The sequence below is a fragment of the Cellulomonas sp. P22 genome (genome assembly GCF_044392165.1).
Genome location: NZ_JBISBW010000005.1, coordinates 134,719 through 153,897 on the forward strand (window position 1 = coordinate 134,719; position 19,179 = coordinate 153,897).

Sequence of the window (19,179 nt, forward strand, 5' to 3'; positions counted from 1 at the left end):
GATCGACAGAGATGAAGGGCACGATGGCTGACGTCCACAGCGCAACAGGGCCGGCGGCGCCGCAGAAGCGAGCCGATGCCCGGCGCAACGAGGAGACGCTGCTCGCTGCAGCCGCCGCCGTGTTCGTCACCTCAGGGGTCGAGGCACCGGTGCGCGACATCGCCGCCAAGGCCGGCGTCGGGATGGGCACGATCTACCGCCACTTCCCCACCCGGGCCGATCTGATCGTCGCCGTCTACCGGCACCAGGTCGAAGCGTGCGCCGAGGCCGGACCGACCCTGCTCAGGACGAGCAGCACCCCGCTGGCGGCTCTGGCGGCCTGGATCGACCTCTTCGTGGACTTCCTCGTCACGAAGCACGGCCTCGCCGAGGCGCTGCAGTCCGACGACGCGTCCTTCGACGCCCTGCACGCGTACTTCGTCGATCGGCTCGTCCCGGTGTGCACACAGCTGCTCGACGCGGCTGCCGCGGCAGGCGAGATCCGGCCTGACATCGACGCCTACCTGCTCATGCGCGGCATCGGGAACCTCTGCATCGGTTCGGACGACAACCCCCGCTACGACGCCCGTCGCATGGTGGAGCTCGTCATCGCGGGGCTGCGCCGGCAGTAGCGGTGGAACCGCGTCGCCACATGGAGACGCTCGCCCCGTCAGACGTCGAGGGTGCCGCGGACGATCGAGTCGCCTGAGTGGGCCGGGTCGCCGTCGAGCGGCTCGGCGGACACGTCGACGACAGGGAACTCGTCCACGTCGAGGTCGTCGGGCAGGGCGAACCGTCCGGTGTCGCCCGTGAGCAGGCCCAGGCTGACCAGCCCGGACACGTCGGGGCGCAGCAGCCAGACCTCGCGGAGCCCGTCGTCACCGGGCGCCACGCCGCTGACGTCCACGACGAGCACGCGAGAGCCGTCCGCGGCCGTCTCGAGCTCGGCCGTGCCGTGCGCCTCCCAGCCGGGCAGCGCCTCGAGCGTCGCGCTCGCCACCACGGTGGGCGCCGGCTCGCGGGTCGCCCACCAGGTGCCGACCCCACCGATCACCAGGCCGGCAGCGGCGGCGCCAGCCACCCAGGCCCAGGCACGACGCGCGCGCAACGGCACCACGGGGGCCAGCTGCTCCTCCGGCTCGGCGTCGGCTCCGGGTGCGGAGTCCACCTCCATGGGGGCGGGGTTGAGGCCCAGCTCCTCGGCCACCCGCTCCCACACGTGCGGCGCGGGCGCCACGAGCGGCCCGTCGGCATCAGCGGCCCGTGCCACGCCCACGAGCGCGCGCAGGTGCGCCAGCTCGTCAGTGCACCCCGGGCAGGTCGCCAGGTGCTCCTGCTCCTCGACGGATCCTGCGTCCTCACCCAGGGCGAGGAGGCTCAGCGCGTCGTCGTCCACGTGCGCGTCACTCGGCGACACCCTCCACCTCCCATCGGGTCCGCAGCCTGGCCAGGCTGCGCCGGACGTGACTCTTCACGGTGCCCAGCGGCAAGTCCAGGCGCCGCGCGATCTGCTCGTGCGTCAGGTCGTCGTAGAAGGCGAGCCGCAGGATGGTGCGCTGCGGGTCGCCCAGGCGGTCCAGCTCGTCGCGCACGACCACCCGCTCCACCACTCCGTCGTCATGCCCCGGGGCCGTGGCGGTGCCCGCGGTGGCGGCGGAGACGCCGGCTGCCATCTCGAGCCGGCCGTCGCGCGCCCGGCGCGCATGCGCGTCCGCGACGGCGTGCCGCGCGATGCCGAGCAGCCAGGCGGGCAGGCGCGAGCGGGCGGGGTCGAACCGGTGGCGGCTGCGCCACGCGTCGACGAACACCTGCTGGGTGACGTCCTCGGCCTCGGCGACCGTGCCGAGCGAGCGCAGCGCCACGGTGTGCACGAGCGTCGCCCAGCGCCGGTACGCCTCCCGGACGGCCGCCTCGTCACCGGCGGCGAACGCCTGGCCCAGTGCCGGGACGTCGTCGACCTCCGCGCGTTCCGGTCCCGCCGACGGGTCGGGCGGGGGAACTGCCACCGCCACGGACGACTCCTCACCCGGCGCCAGGACCCGAGCCGGCTCCGGCACGGTCAGCCGCCCTCCGGGACGGCCGTGACGACGACGTTCTCCGCATAGTGTCGGACCTCGCGGTCGAACGCACCTCCACAGGTCACGAGAACCAGCCGCGGCGGTCCCCCGCGGTCGAACCACTCCCCCACCGGCGCCGCGTCCTTCGACACCCGGGCGACGTCCTGCACGCGGTACTCGTGCGTCCTCCCGTCTGCTGTGCTGACGACCACCTGCGCGCCCGGCTCCACGTCGTGGAGCCTCGCGAACGGGCCGATGCCGGTGGTCAGCGAGTCGACGTGCGCCGCGATCAGCGTGGACCCCTCGGCGGTGGCAGGCGCGGGCCCGAACTCGTACCAGGCTGCGACGTCCGCCCCGTCGGGCAGCTCCATGTCCCCCTCGGGCGCCACGCCCGCCGCCTCGACCGGCATGTCGATGTCGACGTCAGGCACCTGCACGCGCACGGGCGGGGCAGCAGCAGGTGCGGTGGTGGCGCCGAGGGCCGCGTCGGTCACGGGCACCGGCCCGGCCGCGGCGCCCCCGGGCGATGGACTCGGTGAGGACGTCGCCGGCGCGCTGGCGGCCGCGGGGTCCGACACCGCCGGTGCGTCGCTGCTGCACGCCGTGAAGGCGCCGAGGGTCACCAGCGCCGCCGCGACCGCGTGCGCCACCCCCCGACGACGTCCGGGTGTGGCGGCGCGGGGGGCCGCAGCCCGGGGACGGACGGCTCGCGCCGCCTCTCGCCCCCGGGCCGGGCCGTTCTGCGCCGAGGTGGGCACGATCAGCGGTCGTCCTTCGCCGCCGCGACGCGGGTGCGCCGTGCGACCAGGAGGACGCCGACGCCCAGCACCGCGAGCGCGCCCGCCGCGACCATCCACGGCTGCGTCCCGGAGTCGTCGACCAGGCCCGCCTGGCCGGCCTGCACGCCGGACGGGTCGCTGTGCAGCCCACCCACCACCTGCGTGGCGAGCGCGAGCGTGGACGGCGTCGAGCTGGCGCTGCCCCACGCGTAGACGATCGTGTTCGAGCCCTCGGCGACCGTCACGTCCGCCGGGCCGAGCAGCGCCGGCTCCGTCGTGCCCGCCGCGACGACCGTGGCTTGCACCGTGCCGGCCGGGAGGTCGAGCGACTTCTCGTTCGGGTTCGTCAGGTTGGTGATGACCGGCTGCCCGCCCGCGAGGACGTCGACGGCCGGAGCCGCAGCGACGTGACGGACCGTGAGCCGGCCCTGGCCCGCCGCGGTGGGCGACGTGTCGTTCGTGAACAGCGTCGCGGTGGGCGACCCCGCGGTGTCGAGGTGCGCGACGGCGGTGTAGTTGCCGCCCGCGTCGAGCGGCAGGTCCACCGGCCCGATGGCCGGGGAGCTCGCGTCGGTCGCATCGGCCGCCGTGATGGCCACGGTGTACGTGCCTGCGGGCAGGTCGAGCGGGCCGGCGAGGCTGCCGGGCGTGAAGTCGTCGATCGTGCGCTCGCCGTTCACCCACACGTCCACGGTGAGGCCGGGCACTCCGTGGAGCACCGAGAGCTGGGCGTTGTCACCGGTCGCGGCCTGTGCGGGCACGGCGGCGAAGGTCAGTGCAGCGACGGCGATCGTTCCGGCAGCTGCGGCGAAGGGTCGTGCTCGCATGGCGTCCTCCAGGGTCGGCCCGCGGGGCGGGCGGTGTCGTGCTGACACCTCTACTTCCGCCCGAGAGCCGCCGGTGGATGCACCTGAGGGCACCTCTTGTCGCCGTGAGCCGGCGTCTCTGGAGGAGCGGTTCAGCGGCGCACGTCCAGATCGAGTCGACCGGGCCGGGTCAGGCCGACGCGCGCCAGACCACCTCGGTGTCGAGCAGGGCACCGCCCGGTTCGACCTCGGCGCCCTCGATCTGCCCGATCACGATCTCGGCGGCGCGACGACCCATCAGGCGCGCGGCGTGGCGCACGGTGGACAGCGCTGGCACGCAGCGCACCGCCCAGGCGCTGTCGTCGAACCCGACGACGCCGACGTCACCCGGCACGGAGCGGCCGGCTTCGCGCAGCGCCTCGAGCACCCCGGCGGCGACCGCGTCCGACGCGGCGAAGATGCCGTCGATCCCGGGCTCGCGGCGCGGGCCGTTCGGGTGGCCACGTCGCGTCGAGCCCAGGTGTGAAGATGAGCACCGTGACCGAACACCTACCATCTGGTTCCCTTGCGATGCCCGGCGTGGACACGAGCGCAGGCGGCTCCGTCGTCACCGACGAACGCGAGCGTCCTGACTGGAACCCCCGAGGCCCGAGCGTGCGCCGGGACGCACGCGCCGCCTACGACGACATGCGGGCACGGTGCCCCGTCGCACACGGGCCCGACGGTGCGTGGACCCTCTTCACGCACGCCGACGTCACCGCCGCCGCCCTCGACCACGAGACGTACTCCAACGCCGTCTCACGCCACCTGCAGGTGCCCAACGGGCTCGACGGCGACGAGCACACGTCGCTGCGGGCCGTTGTCGACGGGTACTTCACCCCGGAACGCATGCAGGCCGTGGAGCCGGCCGTGCGCCGGGTGGCCGAGGACCTGGTCGCGCAGCTGGACGTCCCGGGCCGCCTCGACGCGGTCGAGTTCGGTTCGCGGTTCGCGGTGCGCGCGCAGAGCATCTGGCTGGGCTGGCCGACCGACCTGGAGGGCGAGCTGCTGCAGTGGATGGCGGACAACCACGCCGCCACGCGCTCCCGCGACCGTGAGCGCACAGCGGAGGTCGCCCGACGGTTCGACGCCATCATCCGCTCGCTCACCGACGCGCGCCGTCGCGCGGGGGCCGACGCACCCGCCGACGTGACGAGCGACCTCGTGCGGGAGCAGGTGGACGGCAGGGCGCTGACCGATGAGGAGATCGTCTCGATCCTGCGCAACTGGACGGGCGGGGACCTGGGGTCGATGGCGCTGTGCGCAGGCGTGGTGCTCACCTACCTCGCCGACCACCCCGACCTGCAGGCCAGGCTGCGCTCCGGCGTCTCCGACCAGGAGCTGGACGGCGTCCTCGACGAGATCCTGCGGATCGACGACCCGTTCGTCAGCAACCGCCGGGTCGCCACCGCACCGGTCACCGTCGGCGGCCGCCACATCGCCGCAGGCGACACGGTGGTCCTCAACTGGACGTCCGCCAACCGCGACCCCGAGGCGTTCGGCGACCCGGACACGTTCGACCCCGACGCGAACGCGCCGTACAACCTGGTGTACGGGATCGGCAAGCACGTGTGCCCCGGTCGACCCCTCGCGACCCTCGAGCTGCGGGCGCTGACCCGGGCGGTCCTGGAGGCGACGACAGCCGTCGAGCCCGACCCCGACCGGCCCCGCGAGCGTGAGATACCTCCCCTCGGAGGCTTCGCCGTGGCCCCGCTGCGACTGCGCTGAGGGGCGCCGCAGAACCGGGCAGCTACCCGCAACATCCGGGACGGGCGGCGCGCCTGCAGTCCTCGGTGTTGCGATTGTCGCGCCCGCGATTCCTGACGACCAGCAGACCTGGCTGCGTGTGGCTGAAGTCGCCCTGGGCGTCAGCACGATCGTGGTCGCCGGCGTCTCCATGCTGCGACGGGTTCGCCCCGCCCAACCGTGATCACCGCCCGGGGAGAGGTCGACTGCGAGCCGCCCGCTCCCCGGGCTGTGCGTGACCGGCTCATCACAATCGAGGGTGTCGTCGGGGTCTGAAAGGCGACACGGTGGTCCTCAACTGGACGTCCGCCAACCCGTCAGGGGACGTTCGCACCGCCGTTGACGTTGATGACCTCACCCACCACGAAGCTGGACTCCGGCGAGGCGAGGAACACGTAGGCCGGCGCCTGCTCGACCGGCTGGCTGGTCCGGCCGAGCCAGGACGACTCCCCGAAACCGTTCAGCTTCTCCGTGGGCTGCCCGTCGGAGACCTGCAGCGGCGTCCACACCGGCCCGGGTGCGACGGCGTTCACCCGGATGCCGCGGGGCGCGAGGTCGGCGGCGAGCGCCTTGGTGAAGCCGATGATTCCGAACTTGGTCGACGCGTAGTTGATGATCATCGGCGAGGGGTTGTAGCCCTGGACCGACGTGCTGTTGATGATCGTCGAACCCGGGGGAAGGTGCGGCAGGGCGTCGCGCGTGATCCAGAACATCGCGTACATGTTCGTCTGGATCGTGCGGTCCAGGTCCTCCTCGTCCAGCTCGTCGAAGCTCTGGTGGTACACCTGGTGCGCCGCGTTGTTCACCAGGATGTCGAGCCCACCGAGGCCCTCGACCGCTCCAGCGACCATCGAGCGGCAGAACTCGCGGTCCCGGATGTCACCGGGAAGCAGGACCGCCGTGCGACCTGCCGCGCGCACGTGCTCCGCGATGGCGTCGGCGTCGACCTGCTCCTCCGGCAGGTAGCTCAGGGCCACGTCCGCACCCTCGCGCGCGAACGCGATGGCCACCGCCGCGCCGATGCCCGAGTCCCCGCCCGTGATGAGCGCCTTGCGGCCCGGGAGTCGACCGGTGCCGCGGTAGCTGGTCTCGCCGTGATCGGCCTTGGGGTCGAGCTCCGCGTCGAGGCCCGGCAACGGCTGCCACGAGGCGTGCGGCTTGATGTGGGAGTGGCGCTCGACCGGGTTGTCGAACGTGAGCTGGTCCTGCGACATCGTGATCTCCTTTGCGGAAGCCGCAGGACACCTGGTGGGACCCCGGTCCTGCCCTCGCGACCATAGCGGCGAACCGTGCAGGGCGATGGCACGGCCTCGTCGAGCAGACCCGGCAGGCCAGCCAAGCCGTGAAGTACACCGAAGAGGGCAGCCCGCCCGACACCGCCGGCAGCGCCGAGGTCACGACCTACCGTGTGGTCCAGGAAGCCCTGACGAACGCCCTCAAGCACGCCCACGGCAGCCGCACCACCGTGCACGTGCGCGTGCGCCACGGCGCCGAGGACATCACCGTGGAGGTCAGCACCGACGGCTCCGGCTCGCACGCCAGGATCGTCGGCGGGAGCGGGCGGGGCCTCGCCGGGCTCCGGGAACGCGTCGACGTCCTCGGCGGCGAGTTCAGCGCAGGGGCGCAGGCCGGCGGCGGCTTCGTGGTCCAGGCCCGCATCCCCGCCGGGAGCCCGTCATGACCGAGCCGATCCGGGTGCTGGTCTGCGACGACCAGCCACTGATCCGCACCGGGTTCGCCACCATCATCGGCGCCCAGCCCGATCTCGAGGTGGTCGGCGAGTGCGGCGACGGGCGCGCCGCGGTCGACCTCGCCGCCAGGGTCAAGCCGGACGTGGTGGTCATGGACGTGCGGATGCCCGTGCTCGACGGCATCGAGGCCACGCGCCTCCTGGCCGGCGTCGGCGTGGCGAACCCCGTCAAGGTGCTCGTGGTCACGACGTTCAACCTCGACGAGTACGTGTACGAGGCCCTGCGCGCCGGAGCCAGCGGCTTCCTGCTCAAGGACGCTCCCCCGGCCCAGCTGCTCCACGGCATCCGCACCGTCGCCACCGGCGCCGCACTGCTCGCACCCGAGGTGACCCGACAGCTCGTCGGCCGGTACGCCAGCCGCATCAGCCCACCCGAGCGCACCCCCGACGACGGTTCGCTGACCCCACGTGAGCTCGAGGTGCTGCGGCTCATCGCCAGCGGCATGTCCAACAGCGAGATCGCCGCGACGCTCGTCATCAGCCACGAGACCGTCAAGACGTACGTCTCGCGGATCCTGGCCAAGCTCGACCTGCGGGACCGGGTGCAGGCGGTGGTGTATGCCTACCGCAGGGGGTTGGTGACCTGAGCGCGCGCCCACGCCGACGGCGGGCCGCCCGGCTGGATCGCGGGTGCGCAGAGTCCGGCTCAGGGCACCAGCTCGACCCAGCCCTGCCGTCCGCGTGCTAAGGGGCGGGGTCAACGGCGCCGTCGCGCCCGCACGACGACGTCGGGCACCTACTCAGCGCCCCGCCCGGCCGGAGTGTCACGTTCGCGCATGCCGTCGTGCAACATGTCCCACACGGTCTCTTCGAGGACCGCGACGCCGTGCCGGCGCATGACATCAGCCTGTTCGTCATCCCAGGGCGCCGGAGTGACTCGGCCGACGGCAGCCCCGTGCGGGGCTACGTTCGCTCGGTAGTCAGCAGCGGACATCCGCCAAGGCTCGGCACCCGTCGATGTGATCACGTGCGTGGCGATCCGAATTCCCTCACCGTCGAGGTCGCCGTGGTAGAGCAGCCGATGGCCAGCGCTCGCCAACCCGACGAGCAGGTCCACAGCCGCATCGCTCAGCCAGCCGGAGACGCAGATCACCGGTGGCGGGCCCTCGGCGAACGCACTCAACGACAGTGCCAGGACCGCCGGGTTCTCGACGACGCACACCGTGGTGCGCGCTCCAAGGGTCGACACACCCGCGCGCACGTCATCGAGAGTGAGGCAGACCGCTGATCAGCCCTCGAATCCGATCCGGGACAGACGGTCCGACCGCGTGTGCCCCACTGTCGCGAACCCGGCCACACGCACCATCGAGGAGAGCGCGTCGTCGGTGACTCCGACGCTGCGCCACAGCTCACGCCTGCTGGCAGCGCGTCCGGGCCGGGGCAGACCTTGATGGACGGCGACTGCGCTCAGAACGAGGGTGGACAGCCTGGTCGACGGGTCAAGGGCGCGCGGGTCGTTCAGGACGCGACCGGCAAAGGCCAGGAGCGGTTCGTCGTTAGCCGGAAGCTCCCCGAGCACGACGAGCGCCTGGTCGAGCGCGGCGCGCATTGCCTCGACGGACGACCGCACGCCCCGTGCCCGCGCTTCTGCGGCCCAGCTCTGCATGTGCTCCTGCAACGCCTCGAGGCGTGCACCGAGCGCATCCCGGCGCCGCAGACCGCGTCGGCCTGGGCCGACAGCAGAGTCGATGAACGTGGACAGCAACTCGCGCATCAGGTCCGGGGACGCTTGGGCTAGCTGATCGTGCAGAATCGGGCAGGGTCGGCACTCATGGTTGCGGTCATCATCGTGGAGCCCTTCTTCGAGTCGGTTGTGAGAGATCACTCGAAGGGTCACGCGGTGACCGCATCCTCGTCTACGACACGATCTCCGGGCTACCGGTACACCACTCTGGCGGACTCCGTTCTGCTCCGCGTGCACCGCCTGGTCGATACGCTGCGCGTCATGCCAAGCCATCCCTCTGTCCAGAGCACCGTCGTACGACTCGACAAGGCGCTCACAGCCGCACGCCAGTTGTTCGAGCTCTATCCAAAGCCGCGCCCTGTTGGCGCTCCGCAGAAGGTCTATCGAGGCATCCCCCCGGCCGTTGTCCAAAGCGTGACCGCCGGGTTCGAAGCTTTCGCAGAAGAACTCGTCGTGGTCGTAATGCTGGCGCACGGCCACAGTTGGGCTCAGATCGCGGCGAACGCAAACCTGACCAATCCCACACTTCGGACGCTGTCGGAGAGCCTGAAGCACGTTTCGGGTATCGACGTCAGCCGTGCCGGCACATGGTCGCTGAGGGTATGGCGCCAGAGCGGCGCAAAGATGACCTCCTGGTCGCGCACGCGCAGTCGCAGTTGGAACGACGTCCTTGACGATGCCGACGGCTGGATGCAGGTCCGTCATTGCCTGACTCACGGACTCGTGACGGGAACGGAGCCAGCTGTGTGGCCCGGCCCGGTGACGAGGAAGTCGTTCGCAAGCCAAGCGGGAGTCGCAGCGGCATCCCACGTCCTAGCAGAGTCCGGCACCAAGCGGGCGCTCCGACTCTATTCGGCGCTGAACGCAGGACTCGTCTATTCGCACGGGGCGGCACGTATCGCCGACACAGTCGCTGAGTCCCTGGGCGAGATCGTCGATACGACGAAGCTCACCACAAAGTTCGATACCGTCTAGCTCGGGAGCGCCGCTAGTAGTACTCGCGGATGTAGCCGAGCGCCGTCTCGAAACCCTCGTTGTCGCGGATCTTGAACTGGACGCAGAGGGTCTTGCGGAGTGCCTGTCGGACTTCCTGGTCTCCGCGGATAGTCGACTGCCAGCCGTCGAAGCGGAGCCCGGACCACGTCGTCGATCCGGCTCACGATGTTCTCGACGATGATCGGGGTCTCATCGGTCTTGAGTGCCTCGAAGATCTCGGTGAGCGCAGGCTTGCCCTGCTCCTCGCGTGGGACCTCGTTGACGACCTTCTCAGCCGCCGCGTGTCGCGGGCCAACTCCAGGAGTTCGCGCAGGAAGTCGAGGCTAGGAGCTCGCGTGGGAAGTCGAGGCTGGATTGCTGGATGGCCCCGTAGTTCTCGCGGGGCGCGTGGAGCCTCGTGCCAAGCTGACGCAACGCCGCGCTGTTTAGGGGCTCATCGCATTCGAGGGTGTAGCAGTGGTCTGAAGCCGCCGGTCTCCAGCAGTGATCTGACAATGTAGTGGGTGAGGTTGCGGAAGCCGAGGGCGGAGCCGCGGAGGTGTTCGAGTCTGCCGTTGATCGCCTCGGTGGGACCGTTGCTGGTGCCGGGGCGTTCGAAGTAGGCAAGGACGTCGACGGCGCGCTTCTTGAGCGTCCGCCCGAGGGCGATGATCTCGGTCAGTGCGGCCGGGACCCCTGCGCTGACCGCAGCGATCAGCTGCTCCATCAGTTCAGGGTCCTGTCGGTCTCACGGTAGGCCGTGACCATCCGCTGGTAGATGCCCCAGGTCGCCTCGGCCCGGACGTACTCGTCGACAGGAGCATTAATGGTCCTGAGCGACGATTCGTCGGATCACGTGGATCCGCCTACCCGATGATCGCGGCGGCTACCTGGTTCGCCCCATTGATCGGATTACCCGCGCTCGCGGCCACTGGCATATTCACGCGGAACTTGACGGATCCGATGTCGACATGCGAGCGGACCATGACGTCCTGCCTGCGCAGCACTTCAATATCGATGTCAGACATGTCATAGGCCCGGAAAAACGACGTAAGGAAGCCGATCGCGAATGTTGCGTCCGATGCCTGTGTGCGATGGTCGTAGCCGCCCCCGAAGCTCACGCCATACTCCGAGACGTGGAAAAGGAACTTCTCGACGTCGCTATCTGCGAGTCCAGCCGCCGACATGCGCGCGAGGATGCGCTCTACCAAATACGGGATCGTAAATGCATTGCCCCCATCGGCCCCCGGTTCGAGACCGATGCTGACCAGGAAGAGACGGTCCTCAGGAGTGCCGCCGCCGGAGCCGTCATCGCGCTCGACCTGGTGGACGCCCTCGACTGGGTGTGCTGACGTTGGGCCGATGGTGGTCTTGACCTCAATGCCCGTGGTGCCGACGGTCAAGTCACGGGAAGACCGTTTCCACCCGTCCCACCCAGAGATGATATTGGCCACCCGAGCGTCCGTTGCGCGTCTACACAAGGCGTCGATCACCAGGAGTTCCCCGGCTAGACCAATGATGGCCGAATTTGAGAGGGCGTGACGCTCAATCGCAAGTTCGATGATGGGCTCTGTCTGAATGAAAGCGCGCGGAAGTGAGGCGTCGGCGTCGCCACGGAGTAGCTCGGCACAGATGAACGCCGCCACCTGGTCGAAGTGCGCCAGTGCAGGCAACCGGAGTCGGTTGGCGTCGAAGGATGGCTGCCTGTCGCGGTGAACGACGCGGAACTCGATTGCATCTCGGACGATGGCCGAAGACGGGTGGAGTTTTGCGCCCTTGAGGAACACCTCAACGCGTCCGTCGGTGTCCCTGGCCACGCCAACGACCTGAGCGTCCGACATCCACGTGACATCGCGGATACGTGCATCCCTGGCCCGCGGAACACTCGCAATTACCTGGCGGGCTTGTTCGTAGGTTGTCATCGAGATGAGACCTCCATCATGTCGCCACAAGTGCCGAGGCCCGGGTGGCGGCGAACTGCTCGGGACCACCCGCTGGGATGCATACCCCGACCGCAATGGCAGGATATGCCTGCCCTGGAAGCTGGTTGACGTAAAAGAGTATCTGGCCATGTGACCCAGGCGGACGCCACGGGCTGCCGCTCACAAGGCGTGGGACCCGCTCACCGCGGTGGTAGTAGTCGAAGAACTCGTCGCCTCGGTAATCGAGCGGGCCGGCCGCGGGGTTGTTCGCACCCCACTCCGTTTCGAGTACACCGCGCGGACCCACCCGCTTCGTAGTGGCCCGGATGTTTAGGGTTTCGAGCGGCCCGGAGTTGATGGGGTCGCCCGCGCCATAGCGGACGCCCACCGAAAACGTCGGCTGGTGCGCCTGCTTCTCCCGGAGGTCGGCCATCGACCAGAGATCGGATGGCGCCCCGGTGACGAACAACCCGCGAACGTTCCTGGTCAGGCATGCATCCCATAGCCGTAGGTAGGCCGCTATGGAATACGGGCAGTTGGGCCTCACCGGCGGAGGATCCTCGCCGTCCGGAGCCTCCGGGGCGCGATACAGCCGCGATCCGGCGGGAAGTGGGCGTTCGGCCGTGACTCGCGCCTGGACCTGCGACCAAAGCTCTGCGAGCCGGCTCTCCATCCCCGGGCGGTAGCCGTCGTAGGTGAGGCCTCCAAGCAGGTCGGCGGCCTCGCTCAGCGACAGTGTCCGATCCAATGCGAGTCCCCGCGTGCTCTGCCCGACAACCAGTTCTGACGACGTACCCGACGCGAAGAGCTTTGCGACCAGTTTCGTGTTCGGGTCAGTTGCCTCGCCGCTGTTGATGAGCGTCACGAATGGCTTCGAGCTCGGGCACAGCGGGGTACGAGCGAGGTTCGCAATCTTGCCTGTCGCAAGAAAATGGAGCCCGTGCAGCATTACGGGCGAGGGAGCATCCCCTGCCATCGCGTCTGCGATCGCGATTCGGACGGCTTCGTCGATGTCGTGGTAACCCCGGAACAGGTCGATTTGCAGCGGAGTCGCGAACAGCCTGCACAACTCGATGTGCCTGCCACGGTAGCCGAACCACCGCTGCATCTGCATCTGTGTGTCGGCGAAGGGAATGCTCGCGCTACGCCGGAATAGCGCCGTCGTCAACCCCTCGAGCGTCAGCCCGCGTGCCATCACATTCCCGGAGACGAAGATAGTGGACAGATCGCGCGCCGCGCGCCAACTGCCGACTTCCTCGTCGAACGAAGGCTTGTAGTCAGGGCGGTCGTCGGCGCTCGGGTCGCTGTTAACTACCGAGACCCTTGTGCCTGGAATGATCTCGGTCTCCAAGAGTTGTCGGACCACCGGCCAGTCCGGGATCGTCCGCGGGTTGATGACGTTGAACTGCGTTCCGAGTTCGTTTGACGAGCGCCGGTAGCGGTCGATCCATGCGGCCCAGAGCGGCTGCTCTCCCAGCATCCTCGCGATCAGCTCGTCGGGCAGGCGCGCGTCCCCGGACTCGAGTAGTTCGCGCGCTGTCTGTCGGTCACCTAGGCCCGCCCACGTCAGAATATCTTCCGCACCCTTGAAGTGCTCCTCGATATCCGCGGCTGGGTGGAACAGCATCGAGTGCGGGTCCGGTGACGCCACCTTCGCAGCAGATTCGCTCTCGAACTGTGCGCCAGAAATCGACGACGGACCGAACGTGCCGGCTGCCCAATGGAGCCTGATTGCACCAGCGACGAGGAAAGCTCGGATCGACTCGCCGAGGTCGTCGTCAGGCTGGCCGGTGAGTTCAACACACAACTGCGCTGAGGCGCCGCGCCGGTAATAGACCTCGCCGCCTGTATAGAAGTTGTCGAGACCGGTCGGCTCCGGGTAGGTGGACGAGCGCTGTGCATCTGCGCGCGTGAGGTCGACAGGGTGACCGATATCGAGCGGCGTTCGCAGGGAGATGACAAAATCGCGCGGCGCTAGAGGGTTGTGATCCTCTTGGAGAAGGTTCGCCTGCGGGGTAGCGGTATAGCCGACGTACGTCGTATACAGGTTTGCTGGGGCAGCCTCCGACCGAGGATCCCAGAGATCCGCAATGGCACGTGGAATCTGCTTAAATCCGGACCAGAGCGGGTTTTGTCCTGCCTCGACAACCGCGTCAAGTACAGACCCGTCATCGGCTTCATCGTCGAGCACGAGCATATGCACCGGTCGCCCGATCTCCCACACCGCGGGAAACACGCTATTGCGCAGGTTGCCCCCCAGCGCATAGAGGTGGTCCGTCTGTTTCATGGCGACCACGACCAGCGGGCGACCACTGCCAAGCTTCCTTCTAACCTGCGCCGAGGAGAGCCGGTAGGTGTCATGGAGCGAACCCGACGCGCCCGAGAGCGCAACGCCCGGCGGTGGGCACAGGAGGCGCCGGTTCGCCTTCGCGGTACCGTCCTCTCCGGAGTCCAGTTGCTCAGCCAACCGCTCGTAGGTCTGACGCCACAGTGAGAGTCGTGTGCCGGCGAGGATGACGACAACATCGACGCCGCGATCGAGAGAAAGCGCGGTGACGCCGAGCATCGACGCGGTCTTGCCCGACTGGACCGAACCCATAACTAGGCCGGTTCGCACCTGGCCGGTCCAGCCACCGTCACCTGGGTTGCCTGAGCCGAAGATGCCCCGGTCCAGGATGTAGCCACAGTCGGCCTCGAGCGCCGACCGGGCAGTCGTCGAAACCCCAGTGAGCGCGGCGGTATAGCGCTCCCACCACGAGTCGCGTTTGGGCGGCGGCGCGTCGAAATAGATGCGCTCGATCTCGGGACTGTTCATGCCACCACCGCTACTCCGCCTTCGGGAGGATCGAGCCGATGAGAGACTCGACGCCGGAAGAACCGAAGCGCGCGCGTATCGCATCCGATGCCGCCAAGATGTCGACTCCCAGCTTCTCGACCACGCCCTCTGCGATCCGCGCGATGTAGTCCCACTGCGTTCGCGTCTGGGTCTTGGTCGGGCGCTTCCACTCCTTCAGTGTCGCTTCGCGGATCGCGTCAGCGGACGCCTCGATGCGCTCCTCGATGTCATCGGGAGCACCAGCGGAGGCAACCGCGATGCCGACGAGGGAGCCGACAAGCTGGAGGTCCTGCCATTTTGAGGTCTTGCCGTCGCCGCGGAATTTGGCCGGCCAAAGTTCGTCGTGCGATGCGTGGAGATCGGCAGCCTCCGCGATCAACCCGAATAGGTCCGCGATACGCGCCGGTTCGCGCAGGGGGTGCGACTCACGCTCTTGCACGTGCCCGAGCAGAAGATCTGTGTGGCGAGCCGTCGAGGGCAGCAACTTGCCGCCCGTGTCATTGACAAGTACGGCAACGATCGAACCGAGCACCTTCGTGCGCCGGTAACGCGCTTGGCCGAAGCCGTAGTCTGCCAGCGTCTTACCCAGGTCGGCAATCCCAGGCACGCCGTCGAGTGACGGCGCAACCTCGGCGATGCTGCTGCGCGAACTCGCGTCGCCTGCCGCCACGAGGATTGCGCGAGTGAGTTCGACATCGTGGTAGATCGCGTTGCGAATCTCCTCGGCGTTGAGGTGCATGCCCTGCTTGTTATAGAGCTTGAACACCTCATGGATCTGTCGCTGCGACGCCTTGGTGTACTCGATTACCGGCACCTTATAGGCGACCACGGCCTCGAATAGGTCGCTGATAGTCACACCCTCGTCAGCGACGTTGATGATGCTGTCCCGGATCTGCGTGAAGTGCTTCCCGCGGAGCGGTTCGAGATCCGGTCCGACGAGAGCCCCCCTGGCATCGTTGCGCAGCTTGAACGGGAAGTAAAAGTCGTCCTCCAGCTTCGCTGTCAATGGGAAGCCCATGGCCTTCCGCCACATCACTCGAAACTTTGGATAGTCGTCTCTGAAGAGCCTGCCGAGCCCAGCCTCAGGGTGCAGTTTGTCCGCTTCGGCGACCTTCGCGATAGCCGTGGGGTGTTTACCGACGAACCGCAGGATAGCCGTCAGTCGCTGCTTGCCATCAACGACTTCGTGCGGAGTCGACGCTCCGGTGCGCAGAAGAATCACCGATGGCAGCGGGATCCCGCGGAGGATAGACTCGATGAGTGCTTGCCGATCGCCAGTGCGCCACACATCGCCACGCTGGTAGGAGGGGGCGAGGTTCAGCTTCCTGCCCGCCAACTGGGAGATTGGCCACACGTCGGCCCTAGCCGTCACCGGCTCGGGCGTCACGATCTCGGTTGCGTCCCCCTCGGCCTCCCATGCCTCGGACCAAGACGCGGTGGCCGAAGCCCTGCTGCCACCATCGGCATCAAGGTCTGCGAGGAATGCGTGCTGGAGCCGAGCAGCGAACTCGGCTCGCTCGCTCAGCCGCTCCAGTGCGCCCTCGGTCAAGCGCGGTACCCCCTGGGTCACCTCGACGCCTTCCGCCGGGTTCTCAAACCCGAGGCCCGCGGCCAAACTCGTTACAAAGGCTGCCGGGTCGGCTTTGGGGAGGTCGTCGCTGAAACGAAGCCACCCTTGGACATCGGCCAGTCGACTCATCCACGCATCGGAGTCGAGCCTGACGTCGCTCGCCGAAAACTGGGCACACGCTTGCACACCGTCGGGCGAATCCGCTGCCTCTGAGAGCTCTGCTAGAAGTTCGGAGATGTGGTCGTGCAGCTGCGCACGCGAGTCGTCTTCAGGTAGTTCGTCGGGAGCCTCTACGAGGTCTTCCGACGCGGTCGGCTCAGTCATCGCGATCCTTGTCTCTCGCTTTTCCACCATGCGACAGGTGGCGTTGTCCGTCTGGCTACGCCGCCTTCGGGCGCGATGGGCCGCTCACGGCGGCCAAGCCGGCCAGCAATGGCTCAGCGATGGCGTGAACTACGCGCGCGTTCACCGCATTGCCAAGAGCCTTGTAGGCTGCCAAGTCGCTCGCAGGCAGATCAATGCTGCCCAAGCTCTGGAGTTCGGCACATTCCTTCGGGGTCATGTACCGTCGCCCGCCCGTACCGGAGATGTTCGCACCGAGGATCGGGACCTGGGTATGCGTCATAGCAATTAGACTCGGTGCGGTTGTCGGGCGCTTGACACGAATACCAGACGCCCGCACCTGGAGGATGTAATCGTCGATGTCGCGCTTGCCACCCTGCGCGTTCCACTCGAATTTCTGGAAGCTGGAGCAGAACTCCCACGGCTGCCACTTGTCGAGCCACGGTTCGATCCACTTGCGGTTGTCTCGGTGGAACTCCCGGTTCTGACGGATGTAGGTCTGCTTCCACGCCGGGAACTCGAAGTCCCCATCGCGCCGGGAATGGCTCGGGATGAGGGGGCACTGCTCGCGGCTGGTGAGGTCGTCGAGCGGGAACCCGAACGAGCCCGCGTAGCCGTCGAGTTCACGCGGGCGCTTACGAGCCCATGCCAGCGGCGGTGTGGTCCGCTCGTACGGGTAGGTCGCGCGAAATTCCATCGCCCAGATCGGGAAAGATGGGAGCTTTGTATCCTCCGGGGAGCGGCGTAGGAAGTCTTTCCACATGTCGATCGCCCGCAGCGTCTGCTCGGGGATTGCGCGAGCGGCTCCGGTCTGGGGATGGAGCGCAGAGTCGATTGTCGTGGGCTTCCCGAACTCCGTCGGCCACTCGAATCCCTCAAGGCCGTCGAGCGATCCGACGAAATACGCACGTTCGCGTACCTGCGGGATGCCGAACTGGTGCGGCGACAGTCGGTGGATGTCGACGGCGTAGCCGAGATCTTCGAGCTTCTCGCGAATGGTCCGAGCGGTCCTGCCGCCGTCGTGGCTGAGGATGTTGGGGACGTTTTCGAGGATGAAGCGGCGCGGCTTCTTTATCCGGAGGATGTCGTGCACCTTGAAGAACAGTCGCCCCTGCTCGGTGTGCTCGAACCCCTGTTGCTTGCCGGACTTCGAAAACGGCTGGCAGGGGAATCCTGCAGTGAGTACGTCGTGCTCCGGAACCCTCTCGACGATCAACTTGTCGTCGAGCTCACTCACATCGAACCAGGGAGCGACGCCGAAGTTGTGCTGGTAGAGAGCATTCAGGCAAGGCTCCCACTCGGCGGCGAACACGCCCTCACCTCCGAGTTCGCCGAGCGCCACATGGAAGCCACCGAGGCCTGAAAACAGGTCGATGAAGCGGAACGGTGGCGTCAGGCCTGCCATCCGATGTGTCCTCCTTATGTCCGTACGGCTGGTGTGAGGGTTCGTCCAACTCCGCGGGCTCCTGGATTCACGGAGTTGATTCTTCTGTGCGAGGCACCCATCGAAGGAGATCCACTTCCTCCGTCAGCGCCAGCAGCGACCAGCACCCCCGCGAGTCAAACCTAGCGGCGACGACCGACGCTCCGCGGTCGCCGCGCGGCGACCGCCGTGGTGAAGTTCCTGGGGGTGGTGTAGTGGACCGCGCCCGGCTTCCGTAGAGGCTCTCAATCCACGGAGGATGAGAGTCATGGCAGCACCGAGGAAGTACCCCGAGAGGCTTCGGGAGCGAGCGATCAGGATGGCCGTGGATGCGCGGCGTGACCCCGCGACGCGGGCCAAGGGCGCTGCGCAGGATCGGCGACCGGCTCAGGATCAATGCCGAGACGTTGCGCAACTGGGTCACCCCGGCCGAGGTCGACGCGGGTGATCGGCCCGGGACGAGCACGTCGGAGGCGCAGCGGCTCGCCGAGCTCGAGCGGGAGAACCGTGAGCTTCGCCGTTCCAACGCGATCTTGCAGTCGGCGTCGGCTTTCCTCGCGGCGGAGCTCGACCGCCCACAACGGTGATCGTCGAGTACATCGACGACCACAATCAACATGTCGCTGTTCCTGGCGGCGAGCGCGAACGACGTGCGGGAGGCCGTCGTCGGCGAGGACACCGTCGAAGTCGCGGGCAACTCGCAAGTCGGCCGAGTCGTGTTCGACGGCGGGGCGAGTCCAGGACGTGCCTGCATCGCAGGCCCTGGCGGACCGCCTCGGAGAGCGTGGTGAACGAGGGCGGGATGCCAGCGTTCCACGCGCACGAAGCCGCGAACCTCACTGAGCCTCACAATCCGGGGCCGCTCAAGCGCTTCCTCGAGGCGCCTCTTCTTCGACGACCAGAAGGGCAACCTCGCGAGCGCCGCCAAGGTCGCTCCGAGCGTGCACGTGCCGTTCGGAGTCATCAATCAGGATCGCGATGCCACTGGGGAACCCGACGCGGAGCCCGCGCTACCCTGCCCACCTGCAGCAAAATCGCGTGAGGCCACGAAGATCGTCCCCGCATTCCACGAAGACCTCTCAATGCCGAGACGGGAGCCGAACCGGCTTCCGTGACTGGACCCTCCCGTGCGCGACACGCTGCCGGACATCACAGGCGGAACGACGCTCGATGCACCGAGCGCGGGGCCGAAGCACTCAGCTTTCCGGTTCGGGCACAACAGCGAGCCCGAACCAGCCCCAGACACAAGAAGGACCGCCACCCCCGGCGAG

16 protein-coding genes and 3 pseudogenes are annotated in these 19,179 nt (G+C 68.1%); 6 read left to right on the top strand and 13 right to left on the bottom strand.

What is annotated here, in order from left to right; translation table 11 throughout:
• The first annotated feature begins 23 nt into the window (after positions 1-23).
• Complete coding sequence (locus ACGIF2_RS05890; protein ID WP_396044502.1) at positions 24-611, top strand: TetR/AcrR family transcriptional regulator; 588 nt, start codon at positions 24-26, stop codon at positions 609-611.
• A 38-nt stretch (positions 612-649) separates the two neighbouring features.
• Here ACGIF2_RS05890 and ACGIF2_RS05895 read toward each other — a convergent pair whose 3' ends face one another.
• The 5 genes from ACGIF2_RS05895 to ACGIF2_RS05915 form a co-directional block, all read right to left on the bottom strand.
• Positions 650-1,396 (bottom strand): anti-sigma factor, encoded by a 747-nt coding sequence (locus ACGIF2_RS05895; RefSeq protein WP_396044504.1) that lies wholly within the window; start codon positions 1,394-1,396, stop codon positions 650-652.
• Positions 1,383-1,991: an RNA polymerase sigma factor gene (locus ACGIF2_RS05900; protein ID WP_396044506.1), complete on the bottom strand. Its 609-nt coding sequence runs from the start codon at positions 1,989-1,991 to the stop codon at positions 1,383-1,385. The genes ACGIF2_RS05895 and ACGIF2_RS05900 overlap by 14 nt, the downstream gene beginning before the upstream one ends.
• A 47-nt stretch (positions 1,992-2,038) precedes the next feature.
• Entirely contained in the window at positions 2,039-2,536 is a 498-nt protein-coding gene (locus ACGIF2_RS05905; RefSeq protein ID WP_396044508.1) for a class F sortase, read from the bottom strand.
• Positions 2,537-2,796: 260 nt separating this feature from the next.
• Entirely contained in the window at positions 2,797-3,642 is an 846-nt protein-coding gene (locus ACGIF2_RS05910) for a DUF4397 domain-containing protein (RefSeq protein ID WP_396044510.1), read from the bottom strand.
• 169 nt (positions 3,643-3,811) lie between these two features.
• Positions 3,812-4,177, bottom strand: a complete 366-nt coding sequence (locus ACGIF2_RS05915) for a substrate-binding domain-containing protein (RefSeq protein WP_396044512.1) — start codon at positions 4,175-4,177, stop codon at positions 3,812-3,814.
• 14 nt (positions 4,178-4,191) lie between these two features.
• Here ACGIF2_RS05915 and ACGIF2_RS05920 point away from each other — a divergent pair, with 14 nt between their 5' ends.
• Positions 4,192-5,388, top strand: a complete 1,197-nt coding sequence (locus tag ACGIF2_RS05920) for a cytochrome P450 (RefSeq protein ID WP_396044514.1) — start codon at positions 4,192-4,194, stop codon at positions 5,386-5,388.
• 335 nt (positions 5,389-5,723) lie between these two features.
• On the opposite strand, the gene ACGIF2_RS05925 is transcribed toward ACGIF2_RS05920, so the two are convergent.
• Entirely contained in the window at positions 5,724-6,620 is an 897-nt protein-coding gene (locus ACGIF2_RS05925; RefSeq protein WP_396044516.1) for an SDR family oxidoreductase, read from the bottom strand.
• A gap of 128 nt (positions 6,621-6,748) precedes the next feature.
• Between ACGIF2_RS05925 and ACGIF2_RS05930 the strand changes: the two genes are divergently transcribed.
• Entirely contained in the window at positions 6,749-7,087 is a 339-nt protein-coding gene (locus tag ACGIF2_RS05930) for a sensor histidine kinase (protein WP_396044518.1), read from the top strand.
• Positions 7,084-7,743 carry a response regulator gene (locus tag ACGIF2_RS05935; RefSeq protein ID WP_396044520.1) on the top strand — a complete coding sequence of 220 codons (660 nt, stop codon included), beginning with the start codon at positions 7,084-7,086 and terminating at the stop codon, positions 7,741-7,743. The genes ACGIF2_RS05930 and ACGIF2_RS05935 overlap by 4 nt, the downstream gene beginning before the upstream one ends.
• Before the next feature lie 149 nt (positions 7,744-7,892).
• Here ACGIF2_RS05935 and ACGIF2_RS05940 read toward each other — a convergent pair.
• Together ACGIF2_RS05940 and ACGIF2_RS05945 are read right to left on the bottom strand one after the other, a co-directional pair.
• A pseudogene (locus tag ACGIF2_RS05940) lies at positions 7,893-8,360 on the bottom strand (DUF2399 domain-containing protein); the annotation flags it as partial.
• Positions 8,361-8,384: 24 nt separating this feature from the next.
• Positions 8,385-8,870: a TIGR02679 domain-containing protein gene (locus tag ACGIF2_RS05945; RefSeq protein ID WP_396044522.1), complete on the bottom strand. Its 486-nt coding sequence runs from the start codon at positions 8,868-8,870 to the stop codon at positions 8,385-8,387.
• A gap of 57 nt (positions 8,871-8,927) precedes the next feature.
• On the opposite strand from ACGIF2_RS05945, the gene ACGIF2_RS05950 reads away from it, so the two are divergent.
• Positions 8,928-9,815 carry a hypothetical protein gene (locus ACGIF2_RS05950; RefSeq protein ID WP_396044524.1) on the top strand — a complete coding sequence of 296 codons (888 nt, stop codon included), beginning with the start codon at positions 8,928-8,930 and terminating at the stop codon, positions 9,813-9,815.
• A gap of 454 nt (positions 9,816-10,269) precedes the next feature.
• On the opposite strand, the pseudogene ACGIF2_RS05955 reads toward ACGIF2_RS05950, so the two are convergent.
• The 5 genes and pseudogenes from ACGIF2_RS05955 to dcm all read right to left on the bottom strand — a co-directional run.
• Positions 10,270-10,628: pseudogene (locus ACGIF2_RS05955) on the bottom strand (transposase); the annotation flags it as partial.
• Positions 10,629-10,681: 53 nt separating this feature from the next.
• Complete coding sequence (locus ACGIF2_RS05960; protein ID WP_396044526.1) at positions 10,682-11,737, bottom strand: PD-(D/E)XK motif protein; 1,056 nt, start codon at positions 11,735-11,737, stop codon at positions 10,682-10,684.
• A 16-nt stretch (positions 11,738-11,753) separates the two neighbouring features.
• Positions 11,754-14,552: a Z1 domain-containing protein gene (locus ACGIF2_RS05965; protein WP_396044528.1), complete on the bottom strand. Its 2,799-nt coding sequence runs from the start codon at positions 14,550-14,552 to the stop codon at positions 11,754-11,756.
• Between the two features lie 10 nt (positions 14,553-14,562).
• Positions 14,563-16,467: a DUF262 domain-containing protein gene (locus ACGIF2_RS05970; protein ID WP_396044529.1), complete on the bottom strand. Its 1,905-nt coding sequence runs from the start codon at positions 16,465-16,467 to the stop codon at positions 14,563-14,565.
• A gap of 55 nt (positions 16,468-16,522) precedes the next feature.
• A complete protein-coding gene (gene dcm, locus ACGIF2_RS05975) occupies positions 16,523-17,890 on the bottom strand; it encodes a DNA (cytosine-5-)-methyltransferase (protein WP_396044531.1) in 1,368 nt (455 codons plus the stop codon).
• A gap of 347 nt (positions 17,891-18,237) precedes the next feature.
• Here dcm and ACGIF2_RS05980 point away from each other — a divergent pair.
• Positions 18,238-18,483, top strand: a pseudogene (locus tag ACGIF2_RS05980) (transposase); the annotation flags it as partial.
• Positions 18,484-19,179: the final 696 nt, after the last annotated feature.